This is a genomic window from Olivibacter sp. 47 (genome assembly GCF_030372825.1).
GTDB lineage: Bacteria > Bacteroidota > Bacteroidia > Sphingobacteriales > Sphingobacteriaceae > Olivibacter > Olivibacter oleidegradans.
This window is the reverse complement of sequence record NZ_JAUCNR010000001.1, coordinates 6,306,830-6,319,602: the sequence shown is the minus strand read 5'-3', so window position 1 is coordinate 6,319,602 and position 12,773 is coordinate 6,306,830. Positions and strand designations below refer to the sequence as shown.

At 40.4% G+C, this 12,773-nt stretch carries 9 protein-coding genes and 1 pseudogene; 5 read left to right on the top strand and 5 right to left on the bottom strand.

What is annotated here, in order from left to right; translation table 11 throughout:
• Positions 1–35: 35 nt before the first annotated feature.
• Entirely contained in the window at positions 36–512 is a 477-nt protein-coding gene (locus QT327_RS27255) for a hypothetical protein (protein ID WP_013664025.1), read from the bottom strand.
• Between the two features lie 261 nt (positions 513–773).
• On the opposite strand from QT327_RS27255, the gene QT327_RS27250 reads away from it, so the two are divergent.
• Both QT327_RS27250 and QT327_RS27245 read left to right on the top strand, forming a co-directional pair.
• On the top strand, positions 774–2,714 hold the full coding sequence (locus QT327_RS27250) for a tetratricopeptide repeat-containing sensor histidine kinase (protein WP_289554362.1): 1,941 nt from the start codon (positions 774–776) through the stop codon (positions 2,712–2,714).
• The gene (locus QT327_RS27245) at positions 2,680–3,315 is read left to right on the top strand and encodes a response regulator (protein WP_013664023.1); all 636 of its coding nucleotides are present in this window, start codon (positions 2,680–2,682) and stop codon (positions 3,313–3,315) included. The genes QT327_RS27250 and QT327_RS27245 overlap by 35 nt, the downstream gene beginning before the upstream one ends.
• Positions 3,316–3,405: 90 nt before the next feature.
• Here QT327_RS27245 and QT327_RS27240 read toward each other — a convergent pair whose 3' ends face one another.
• A complete protein-coding gene (locus QT327_RS27240) occupies positions 3,406–4,182 on the bottom strand; it encodes an MBL fold metallo-hydrolase (protein ID WP_289554361.1) in 777 nt (258 codons plus the stop codon).
• Positions 4,183–4,461: 279 nt separating this feature from the next.
• Between QT327_RS27240 and recJ the strand changes: the two genes are divergently transcribed.
• The 3 genes and pseudogenes from recJ to QT327_RS27225 all read left to right on the top strand — a co-directional run bounded on the left by recJ (position 4,462) and on the right by QT327_RS27225 (position 8,947).
• Positions 4,462–6,159 (top strand): single-stranded-DNA-specific exonuclease RecJ, encoded by a 1,698-nt coding sequence (gene recJ / locus QT327_RS27235; RefSeq protein ID WP_289554360.1) that lies wholly within the window; start codon positions 4,462–4,464, stop codon positions 6,157–6,159.
• Positions 6,160–6,200: 41 nt separating this feature from the next.
• Entirely contained in the window at positions 6,201–6,938 is a 738-nt protein-coding gene (lptB, locus tag QT327_RS27230; RefSeq protein WP_013664020.1) for an LPS export ABC transporter ATP-binding protein, read from the top strand.
• A 492-nt stretch (positions 6,939–7,430) separates the two neighbouring features.
• Positions 7,431–8,947, top strand: a pseudogene (locus tag QT327_RS27225) (GH3 auxin-responsive promoter family protein).
• A 230-nt stretch (positions 8,948–9,177) separates the two neighbouring features.
• Here the strand turns inward: QT327_RS27225 and QT327_RS27220 are convergent.
• The 3 genes from QT327_RS27220 to QT327_RS27210 all read right to left on the bottom strand — a co-directional run bounded on the left by QT327_RS27220 (position 9,178) and on the right by QT327_RS27210 (position 12,767).
• Complete coding sequence (locus QT327_RS27220) at positions 9,178–10,527, bottom strand: DUF58 domain-containing protein (RefSeq protein ID WP_013664018.1); 1,350 nt, start codon at positions 10,525–10,527, stop codon at positions 9,178–9,180.
• Between the two features lie 87 nt (positions 10,528–10,614).
• Positions 10,615–11,592, bottom strand: a complete 978-nt coding sequence (locus QT327_RS27215; protein WP_013664017.1) for an AAA family ATPase — start codon at positions 11,590–11,592, stop codon at positions 10,615–10,617.
• Positions 11,556–12,767, bottom strand: a complete 1,212-nt coding sequence (locus QT327_RS27210; protein ID WP_013664016.1) for a DUF4350 domain-containing protein — start codon at positions 12,765–12,767, stop codon at positions 11,556–11,558. The genes QT327_RS27215 and QT327_RS27210 overlap by 37 nt, the downstream gene beginning before the upstream one ends.
• Positions 12,768–12,773 lie beyond the last annotated feature (6 nt).

Genomic DNA, 12,773 nt, shown 5'->3' with positions numbered 1-12,773 from the left:
TCAACCCTAACCCCTACACCCTAAACCTTCCACCTTTAAAGCGTGTATTTAAAAGTAAGCCCAAATCTACCAGCCTCAAATTCCGAATCGGGCGAAACTATCCAATAGGGACGCCAGTCGAAACCAACACTTAAAGGAGCCTGTGGAACCTTAAATTCAAGACCTGCCTGTGGGCGGAAGGCAAATCCGGTATCGCCATCGCCAAATAACACCTGCGGACCAATACCTACGTTCCACATAAGCCCCCCGGCATTAGGAACTTGTTTGTTATAAGAGTATTCTACGCCTAGAATAGTTATATCGTTACCAAATAATACCATAGCTTGTCCGGCATTGTTTTCCGTGAAGAAATGTTTTACATGAGGACCGACATAAGTGCCACCGTTTCCTAGATCTAAAAACAAACCAAAACCGGTGTTGTAGGGAGCTCCACTTTGGGCTGAAGCCGTTTTTATGGTCAGAGCCCCGAGTAACATTAAAAAGATTGAAAGGAAAAGAAATTGTTTCATCATTAAGTTAGAATTATTTTTTTGAAAAACCATTGGCTCAAAATTGAAGCTTTATTTTCTTTTATGCTATCCTATACATTCGGGATTTTATTCTAATGGTTTTCAGGTATATTCTTGTTTTCTTTACAATTATGCTTGAGAGAATCGATAAATTTGTTTGTTAGTCGCCCATTGCTTATGCATTACTTTTTAGTTTTTTATCTATCGTTCTTCTCCTGCTATTCGCTATTTGCGCAACAAAGGTTAGCGTTTAATGAAGATAGTTTGAAGAATGTACTAAAAAGTGATGCGAGCGAGCGAAAGAAGATAAGTGCACTTCAGGATTTATCCGATCACTGGCTTTACATCGATTCAGCAAAATCGATGGGTTTTGCGCAAGATGCCTTCAAGAGAAGTGTTCGATTGAAAGAACCTTTAACGCTTGCCATTGCACATTATTATGTAGCAGGGGTTTACATGGAGCATTATAATCTGTCTGAAGCGCGACGAGCATTTGAAAAAGCCAAAGCTTTACTGGAAACAGATACATCCCACAACGCACAGCGTTATCTTGCACGGGTATGGCATAATATAGGTGCTATAAGTCAACGCGAAGACGATACAGAGACTTTTTTGAGATTGCTGATCGAAAAAGCCTGTCCGATTCTCGAAAGAATAGGTGATTCATTGCTCTTGGCAAACAATTATTACGATATCGGTAATGTTTTTGCCGACATTAAGCAATATGACAAGGCATATTCCTATTTTCAACGTGCAGCGCTTATTTTCGCTGATCATCATGAATATGCGGATGCTGTTAACAGTCATTTAGGTATCGTGAAGGCCTTGCTTTATCAAGAAGACTTTTCACCCGCCAATCGGGAGCGAATGCAAGCACATCTCAATTTTGCTTATAAGCAATTAAAGGATTATCCGCAAGCCTATCCCTGGACGAACTACTATGTCCTCGCAGGAATGTACCAACAATATGTTGAAAAGAATTTCGATCGCGCGCTGAAAAACTTTAACGAAGGAATCACTTTCGCTAACCAGCGCCAGGAAGCATACAATCGCATCGAGCTCCTTAACCGTAAGTATTATTTATATTTCGAGAATCAGCAGTACGATAAGGCAAAGGAAATGGCTTATCGCGTCTACAACGAAAACAAAGCCTTCCCTTTATCTCGAAATAAACTGATTAGCTTGAGGAACCTTGTAAATGTAGAAGAGGCAGTCGGCAATAAAGCTAAAGCTTTTGCGCTTTTGAAAGAGTATCTTGCGCTGGCCGACACAGTGAACGAAAAGCAGACTAACGTAAAGATAAACCTAATAGAAAAGAAATATGAAGATGCAAAAAAAGAAAAGGAGATCGTATCACTAAAGGCCGAAAATGAGCTTAATTCAGCGGCCTTGAAATACAATAAAACGATGCTGGTCTTTATCTGTATTGTGTTGGGGTGCCTATTGATATTGCTTGGGCTTGGATACTTACTCTATCGAAACAAACAACGGTTAGCAAAGCAGCAGTGCGATTTGCACGAAGAACAGCTTCAGCGTATGCAGAAAGAGCAACAAATACGATTTTTTAATGCTATGTTGCAAGGACAGGAGCAAGAAAGAAAGCGTCTGGCAAGTGATTTACACGATGGTTTAGGCGGATTACTGTCAAATGTAAAATTGCTTTTATCTAAAAATCCCTGTGTAAGTCCCGAGCCGCAAGCACAAGAGCAACACAGGATTATTCTTAATAAACTCGATGTAGCTGTAAACGAGTTGAGAAGAATCGCTAGGAATATGATGCCGGAAACTTTATTGCGTTTTGGCTTAGTAACCGCACTTCGCGATTTTTGTGAAGATCTTGAGCGATCCGGGATAAGCATATCTTTACAGACCTATGGTTTTAGTTTAGAGGATGATAAAGATCGGCAAATTATGGTTTATCGTATTTTGCAGGAATTGATCAATAATGCCGTGCGACACGCTGGAGCAAACACCATTCTGGTGCAGTGTATTCAAAACGACGGAAAGGTTTTTATTACCGTAGAAGATGATGGCTGTGGCTTTGATACCGACGACCAACAAGGAAAAGGAGTGGGGTTGCATAACGTGAAGAACAGGGTAGCTTATTTGAATGGCCAATTGGATATTCAGTCTGAAAAAAATGTGGGAACAACAATTAATATAGAATTCAATGTCAATAAAGCATATATCCCTACTTATCGTTGACGATCATCCTGTGGTGCTGGAAGGTATGAAGGCCTTATTGTCTGATAACGAATCGGTAACGGTCAAAGCTTGCTGTCATGATGGCGAAAGTGCTTTACGGTTTTTAGCAGAAAACAATATCGATGTAATTTTACTCGATATTAATTTGCCGGATATCAGTGGTATTGATCTGTGTAAACAGATTAAGCAGCTCCATCCACATATTCATATTATCGGCATAAGCAATTATAATGAGCGAAGCATGATTACCAAGATGCTGCAGAATGGAGCTAATGGTTATGTGTTAAAAAATGCAAGCGCGGAAGAAATTATCAATGCGATCCAATCTGTTGTAAACAAAAAGCTCTATTTCAGCCCGGAAGTGCAGCAATCTTTGTTCGAAGCAGCTTTGCATGATCCCATGAATTTACCGAAACTTACCAGGCGCGAACAGGAGGTGCTTCGGTGTATTGCGGAGGGAAAAACAACGGTGGAAATTGGCGAAACACTGTTTATTAGCCCGCATACGGTAGAGACCCATCGAAGAAATCTGATGCAGAAATTTGAAGTTTCAAATGCGGCAGCCCTCATCCGCGTAGCCACGCAATATCAGCTGATCTAGCTTCATATAGTTCAGTAGTAGAATAGTAAGTGGTTAAGTAGTTCCAAATTCTGCAACCTAACGACTTCTTCTACTCAACTATTTTCCTATTTAACTATCCAACGGCTCTACTCGAAAGCTATCAGCTACCTTGGAAACCTTGCCAAAGGGGGCTCCCGTCGAGTGGTAAAACATACAGGTCCATCCTTCTTCTGCTGCTTTGTTTCCGTATTCTTCCCGAAGTTGCATAGCTTTCTTACCGTCAAAATCATATTTAGCAACAAACTTTCGGAGAAGCTGCTCCGGTTCGGGAAGCTCGTCTCCTCCAAAAAAATAATGTGAATTGTTCTCGCTGATATGAAATACTTGATGGAACTCTGTATGGCCACCACTGTGTTCGTAAGTAATGGTGTCGTTAATACGCCCATTTCCTTCCACTAGCTCTAGATTTCCGCTACGTTGCAGCACATCAAAAATTGGGGTTTTGTAAGAACCCGACTTTCCGCTATAACCAGTTTCCCACTCTCCACGTGAAACAATATACTCCGCTTCGGGAAAAGCCAGTTGTAACTTGCCTTGGTGCTCGAAAACCATACCACCGGCATGGTCTTGATGTAGGTGCGACATCAAAACAAAACTTACGTCACGAGGATCAAATCCTGCCTTCTTGATATTATTATGTAGTGTCAGATTGCCAAGATCATCCTTATACCCTAATCCTGTGTCCAGTAAAATCAGATCCTTAGCGGTTTGGATGAGGAAGGGATGAATATGAATAAACAAAGAGCCTTTTCGATCTTTCGGATCATCTTTTAAGGGATCGAAAGGGATAAATTTTTTGCTGCTATCAACAGAATAGGAACCTTCATAAAGTGAGAATGCTTGCATGCGAATAAGTTATAAGTAATAAGTTATAAGTGATAAGTAAACTGCCGTGAATGATTGGACCACGTATAATGTATAACCTAAAACTTACAACTAAAAAAGCGTATATTTACCCATTGATTAGCGCAAACTTAGACAAAATGCTTTTTTTTCACAAGTGTTCGTTGCGTGTTCGAGCCTCTGTCATACAGGAATGCAGATGCATGCAGCCCACATCGTGTACAAAGTATTCGTCACTCTCTTATTAGCCTTTGAGAGATACAGTTTAATAGGTAAAAGTATATGCAAAAAAGGTGGGTTGAAAGAAATACAGTTGATACAGATGTCGTTACTTCCTTATCAAAGGCTCTTAATATACATAAGGTCTTAGCAAGATTGTTGGTACAGCGAGGCGTATTCGACTTTGAGCAGGCACGGAAATTCTTTAGGCCTTCACTCGACGATCTCCATAGCCCCTTTTTGATGAAAGATATGGACCTTGCTATTCGCCGTATTGAACAGGCTATCGGCATGAAGGAAAATATCTTGGTCTACGGTGATTACGATGTGGACGGAACAACTGCAGTTTCAGTACTTTACAGCTTTTTGAAACGGTTTTATAACCATATAGGATATTATATCCCTGATCGGTATAAAGAAGGTTACGGTATTTCCTTCCAAGGTATCGATTATGCAGCAGAAAACAACTATTCGCTAATTATTGCGTTGGACTGTGGTATTAAATCAGTCGACAAGATTGAGTATGCAGCACAGAAGGGCATCGATTTTATCATTGTGATCACATACGCCGGGGGACGAATTGCCCAAGGCAACGGCGGTTTTGGATCCAAGCGAAAAGATTGTAACTATCCATATAAGGAGCTATCAGGTTGCGGTATCGCTTTCAAAATTATTCATGCTTTTGCAAAGACAAATCAGTTAGAGGAAGCAGAAGTTTTTCAATATCTCGACCTTGTTGCGGTGAGTATAGCTTCAGATATCGTACCGATAACTGGAGAGAATCGGGTGCTGGCATACTACGGATTAAAGAAATTGAACAATAATCCAAGCTTTGGACTAAGGGCTTTGGTTGACCTTTCCACGAAGGCCGGTGAAATGAATTTAACAGACGTTATTTTTCAAATTGGCCCACGGATCAACGCCGCAGGTAGAATCGACCATGCAAAAGATGCGGTAAAATTATTGATTTCAAAAAGTTTAGAGGAAGCAAAAAACTGTTGCGGGCTAATTGACGTACAGAATATGCAACGGAAGGATTTTGATGCGCGGATTACAGCAGAAGCGCTCGAAATTATCCAAAAAAGTGAAACGCTTATTAAACGTAAAACAACCGTCGTCTACCAGGAAGATTGGCATAAAGGCGTTATTGGTATCGTTGCTTCACGTTTAACAGAAAAGTATTACCGTCCGACAATTGTACTTACGAAATCAAACGGTCATGTAGCCGGATCTGCTCGATCTGTGGCGGGCTTCGATTTATATGAGGCGCTATCTGAATGTAGTGACCTATTAGAGCAGTTTGGGGGACATAAATATGCTGCGGGGCTAACAATGAAAGCAGAAAATGTGCCTGCATTGCAATCGAAATTTGAAGCGGTAGTGGCACAAAGTATCGCTCCCGAATTGTTGGAACCTGAAATTTCAATTGATGCAAAAATCCATCTAGCGGATATTACACCAAAATTCTTTCGTGTTTTAAAACAATTTGCACCGTTCGGACCCGAGAACAACGCACCTGTTTTTATTGCCAAAAATGTGTATTCTGTAGGCGAGGCGCAGTTGGTAGGAGCGAACCACCTAAAGATGTATATTACACAGGAAGGAGCTCCGGCCTTTGATTGTATTGGATTTGGCTTAGGGGAATATATAACACATATTAATAAAGGAATACCTTTTACCGCATGTTTCTCTATTGAAGAGAACGTATGGCGAGATAAAAAAAATATTCAATTAAATTTAAAGGGAATTAGGTTGATGTAAGCTTTAAGCTTGCAGCTGATGACTAAAAGCTTAAAGCTAGTATGATATTAAAGGCAGAACATCTGGTAAAGAAATATAAACAGCGTACGGTTGTAAACGATGTGTCTTTTCATGTCGAGCAAGGAGAGATTGTTGGATTATTAGGACCTAACGGTGCCGGTAAAACAACGTCTTTTTATATGATCGTCGGATTGATCAAGCCGAATGAAGGTAATGTTTATCTGGAAGATGATAATATTACAGAAGATCCCATGTATCGCAGAGCTCAAAAAGGAATTGGATATTTGGCGCAAGAGGCTTCGGTTTTTAGAAAACTATCTGTTGAGGATAACATTATGGCGGTGTTGGAAATCCATCACCAGGATAAGACGGTTAGAAAAGAAAAGCTGGAAGAGCTTATCAATGAGTTCAGTTTACATAAAGTCAGGAAAAACAGAGGCGATTTGCTGTCAGGAGGAGAGCGCCGGCGCACGGAAATTGCTCGTGCTCTAGCGGCAAGCCCTCATTTTATTCTGTTAGATGAACCCTTTGCGGGAGTCGATCCTATTGCGGTCGAGGAAATCCAGACCATTGTGCATAAGCTTAAACATCGAAATATTGGGATTCTGATAACCGATCATAATGTACAGGAAACCTTGTCCATTACAGACCGAGCTTATTTGCTTACTGAGGGAAAAATCATGTTGACGGGCACTCCTGAAGAGATAGCGGTCAATGAAATGGCGAGAACCTATTATCTGGGGCGTCATTTTGAGTTGAGAAGGAAGAAACTGGGATAGTTAGTTGAGCCGGTAAATAGTTAAGTAGTTGAATCGTTAAGTAGTTAAGTAGTTGATGAGCCAATGTGATGATAGCCGACATGATTAGAGAGGCCAGCACGACTGAAAGCTGATAGCTGACTGCTGATGGCTAAGAGCTGAATAATTAGCCAATGTGATGATAGCCGACATGATTAGAAAGGCCAGCACGACTGAAAGCTGATAGCTGACTGCTGATGGCTAAAGCTGAAATAATTAGCCAATGTGATGATGAGCCGACATGATTAGAACGGCCAGGCCGCCCGAAAGCTGATAGCTGACTGCTGATGGCTGAAAGAGGATATAAGACATAGGACGCAGGATAGGAAATCCTGATACGTACCTGCCTGCCGGCAGGTGTCCTGGTACCAAATCCTGTGCTAACAACTAATAACCAACAACGAGTAACTAACAACAAATAACCAATAAATTTGCTACTTTAGTAGCTAAAACCAAGTATCCTAGTATAACAAAATGGCAATTGTCAATTCAATTATTAATTGGATAATGAAAAAGCGAATCCACCAAATTGAACTTTTCATGAAATATCCTCATGAAGTTCAGGAAGAGTGGTTTCAAAGCCTTATTACCACTGCGCAGGCAACCGAGTGGGGGAAGAAGTTCGACTATAAATCGATTTGTAATCTTGAAACTTTTAAAGAACGTGTGCCTATACAAGACTATAATAGCCTGAAACCATATATTGACAGAATGATTGCAGGTGAGCAAAATTTGTTGTGGCCATCGGATATAAAATGGTTTGCAAAATCTTCAGGTACAACCTCTGATAGGAGTAAGTTTATACCGGTGAGTGAGGAGGCTTTAGAGGATTGCCATTTTCAGGGGGGGAAAGATCTGCTTTCTATTTATTGCCATAATCGGCCCGATGCTAAAGTTTTTACAGGAAAGGGGGTTGTGCTGGGAGGAAGTCATAAAATAAATCAACTTGGCAATGGAGATTCCAGTTCCGGTGATTTGTCGGCCATTCTGATCCGAAACCTGCCTTTTTGGGCCGAAATGTATAGAACACCGGATTTGGAGACAACTCTTAATCCCAATTTTGAGGAGAAAATCGAACGGGTCGCCAATCTGGTAATTCATGAAAATGTAACCAATTTATCCGGGGTACCCACGTGGAACGTAGTATTGGCAAAAGGGTGCTTGAATTAACAGGGAAAGATAATCTATTGGAGATATGGCCTAATTTGGAACTGTATCTGCACGGTGGAGTGAGCTTTAAGCCCTATAAAGAGCAGTTTAAGAGACTTATCCCTTCTGATAATATGTACTATTTGGAAAACTATAATGCCTCAGAAGGTTATTTCGGAATTCAAGATCAGTCAGACTCGGATGATTTACTGCTTATGCTCGATTATGGGGTTTACTATGAATTTTTGCCTGTTGAAAATTTGTATGACGAACACCCGTTAACGCTTACGCTCGATCAGGTTGAGCTTGGTAAAAATTATGCTTTGATCATTTCGACGAATGCCGGTCTATGGCGGTATATGATCGGAGACACGATTAAGTTTACTACTTTACACCCTTACCGTATACAGATTACCGGCCGAACCAAGCAATATATTAATACTTTTGGTGAAGAGTTGATCGTTGATAATGCCGATAATGGTTTGAGAGAAGCCTGTAAAATCACCAATGCGATTGTACGCGATTACACAGCAGGGCCTGTTTATTTCCATAATAACGAGGCTGGCGCACACGAATGGATTATAGAATTTGAAAAAGAGCCGGACGACTTTACGGAATTCAAAAACGTGTTGGATGAAAAACTGCGAGAAGTGAATTCAGACTATGATGCGAAACGGTTTAAAAACATGGCACTGAAGGCGCCGATTATACATATGGCTCCGTCAGGTACCTTTTACCGATGGATGAAAAACCGAGATAAATTGGGAGGACAAAATAAGGTGCCACGATTGGCAAATGACCGAAATTATCTCGACAGCATTTTGCCGTTGTTAAATAGTTAGGTAGTTAACTATTCGTAAGTGCTTGCTTTTTTCGGCACTCATGAGCTCCCTACGGTCGGTTAGCCGATAAGTTAATTAGCTAATGAGTTAATTAGCCGATAAGCCAATGTGATGATGCGATGATGAACCTAGGCCTTTCATAGCCAATGGATATCTGCCCGCAACTAACTACCAACACTAACAACTAATAACCAACAACCAACAACTAATAACTCGCAATGTAACAATCATCAAATCCGCTGCTTAGCCTTAATTTCCAAATACTTATTGATTGTGTTGACAGTCAAATGTTCAGGTGGCGTCAAGACAGACTGTATTCCATGCCTGGCAAGCTCTCGAACAAGTAGTTTTTTTTCGTAGACAAATTTCTCTGCGATTGTTTTCAAATAGATACCTTCGATGCTTTCCGCTTTTTCTTGACTTAAGTTTTTCACCTCGATGTTCTCAAAAAAGATTACTACCAATAAGTGGTATTTTGCAATTTTCTTCAAATAAGGTAATTGTCGATTTAAGGCAGATACACTTTCAAAATTCGTAAATAAGATAATCAAGCTTCTTTGCCGTAGCGTATGCCTTACAGTCGAGTATAAAATCTCCAAATTACTCTCTAAATAACGTGTCTTCTCTTTGTACAAGGCCTCCATAATATAATTAAGTTGTGTAGAACGCCTATCAGCAGGAAGAACAGTCCCAATTTGCTCGGCAAATGTGATAAGTCCGGCTTTATCTTCCTTTTTGAGCGCAATGTTAGCCAATACCAAACTTGCATTAATGGCGTAATCTAATAAACTTAAGCCATGAAAGGGCATCTTCATTGCCCTTGATTTGTCGATTATACAATAGATATGTTGCGATCGCTCGTCAATGTACGAATTGACCATTAAACTGCCTTGACGAGCAGAAGCTTTCCAATTTAGCGTCCGATAATCATCACCCTGAACATAAGCCTTTATTTGTTCAAATTCCATGCTATGGCCTAAACGACGGATCTTCTTCAAGCCGTAATCCGTTAACCGATTAGAAATGGCTAACATCTCGTATTTACGCATTTGAAGAAAAGAAGGGTATACGGGTACATTAGCCTCTGCATCTTCATTAAATCTACGTTGTATAAAACCGATGGGTGATTGTACAAAAGTTCGTAGTTTTCCGAAAGAGTAAAGGCCTCGTTTTACAGGGCGTAGTTGGTATGAAAAAGTACTCCGTTCCTTAACTTCCAGAGCTCGCTCGAACCAAATATCGCGCTTTTGGAATTGATAAGGTATTTCATCGATAATGCCTATTTTTACAGTAAAAGGATAACGATTGTTGCTTGTAATAAAAATTTCGTTATCATCACTGTTGCTTAGGCGGGCAGGAGCAATACGCGTACTGACTACCCCTCCATTTTTTACAGCGTATAGTAATGCGATATCTGCTAATAAAATCAGCGTCGTTGTAAGAGCAGCTATATAAGGTAAAAATCCCAGCCAAGGGAAAAAATAAGCTAATAAAAATAAGAATGCCGTTATTCCCCAAGCGATAAAAAATCGCTTACTCAGAAATAGATCCAAATAAAATAATCGAACGATATTACGCATCGTAGAATCTTTAATAAACGCTTTTTGTTAAGTCCCGCTCTTTACCCTTATCTCCACCCTATCCCTAATCCCTATCCCCTATAAGCTTCACCTCGGAATCTCGATATTCTTAATGAGCTGATGGATAACTTCATCAGGCGTAATGCCTTCCATTTCTCGATCAGGCGTTAAAACAATACGATGGCGCAATACGGCAGGTGTAACGCCTATGATGTCGTCCGGCGTGACAAAGTCACGACTATTCATGGCAGCAATAGCCTTTGCCCCATTCATGATGGCTAATGATGCTCGGGGCGACGCTCCCAGGAATAAAGACTTGTGGTTTCTTGTTTGATAGACGATCTTCGCTACAAACTCGATTAATTTATCTTCCACATGTAATTTCCTTACCGTATTCCGTAGGGATTTAATTTGTCCACTCGAGAGGACCGGTTGTATATGCTTGATTGTTTCAAGAGGATCCGCTTGATGGTGTCGGATCAAAAGCTCTGTTTCTTCCACCAGGGAGGGATAGCCCACCTCGATCTTAAACAAAAATCGGTCGAGTTGCGCTTCCGGTAAACGGTAAGTTCCTTCCTGTTCTATTGGATTTTGGGTCGCCAGCACTATAAATGGCTCTTCCATTGGGTGTGTGATACCATCTAGGGTCATTTGACGTTCTTCCATTACTTCGAATAAGGCAGATTGTGTCTTTGCGGGAGCTCGATTGATCTCATCAGCTAGAATGATGTTTCCGAATATAGGCCCTTTTTTAAATTCAAAATCAACACTTTTTGGATTGAAAATGGATGTACCCAGAACATCTGAAGGCATGAGGTCTGGCGTAAATTGAATGCGACTAAACTGTGCGTCAATACATTTTGCAATTAATTTAGCGGTCAACGTCTTAGCAATGCCCGGCACCCCCTCTATCAGTACATGGCCATCAGCTAAAATTCCGGCAATTAAGAGTTCAACCAGGTTTTGCTGCCCAACAACAACCCTACCGATCGAGTCTTTAATTTGTTGAACCGCTTGCTGTAATTCACCTAAATCGGCACGTTGTTCGAAAAATTCTTGTTCCATAGTATCTTCGATTGATTGTAAAACCGTTCCACGTAATTATTAAAATCTGTCAATTCTTGATCACTTAATTGTTTCCCCAAGTGAACAGCTTCCATATATTCAAATATCTTTTGAACGACATCCGCTGTGACACCCGAGCGTTCGGCAAGTAACGCTAAAAACTCATCGTTTAAATCGCTTGTTTTAATTCGATAGTGAGCGCGAATAAAATGAAGAAGATACTGAGCCTTTTTCTGTGCGATATCGCTATTGTCACGCTGTCGAAAATAAACGCTACTTACCACTTTTATAAATTCTACGCTGGTGTTTGCCATTGGATCTTCTATTGGAATGATCCGTTGTCGCCGTTTAATTTCGAACAGAACAAATAGTATTAGGCATGCAAGCATAATGTAATAAGACCACTTAAGTGAGGCATTGCTAAAAATAAATCGCAAGAGCGATCGCTCACCTGCCATACCAAGTAATTGATATTCATCATAAATGAGGGGCCGATTTGGATTTAAGTACGAAAGTGTTTTGGAGGCATAGGCAGCCCCTTCTTCAGTTAACAATGCGTAGTTGGTGAAAAAATCGGGAGAAGCCAACAAGTATAAGTCACCATTGCCGATATGATAACGCAAAAAATTTGCTTCACCTTTATTATTCGTACCTAATATAGTAGCTTTCAGTGTGTCTATTTTACTAAAGTATTGGGAAGCTATGCCTCTGTTGAACCGATAATAACGACCTGGAGCCAAGTGTTTATTCAGAAAATGAAATTGTAAGCTGTCTTTTGCAAAAAGAACATCTCGTGTACGAATTTGTAAATGAAGTGAATCTAAAAGAATTTGATTGAAATCACTCGCCGCGAGAAAAACATCGTTGCCTTTCTCGATATGTGTATAAAGCTTTTGATAATCATCGTTGCCCAAGGAAATCTTGGAGGAAATAATAAGTAAATTGGCACCTTTAGCCTTTGGAAGTGTTTCTTCGAGCGGTTGTCGACTATTATATACACCCCTTTTAAAAAGCTTCGGAAGTTCGCGATAGCATATGTAAGTTCCGAAAGGTATTTTGTCGCTTCGCTGATAAGTGGGCGACCAATTAACAGCCACTGGACGGTTATATTCAATAAATAAATATATACCCAACAATAAAAAACCTAGCAGAAGATACAACTTAAGATCTTTCATATGTTA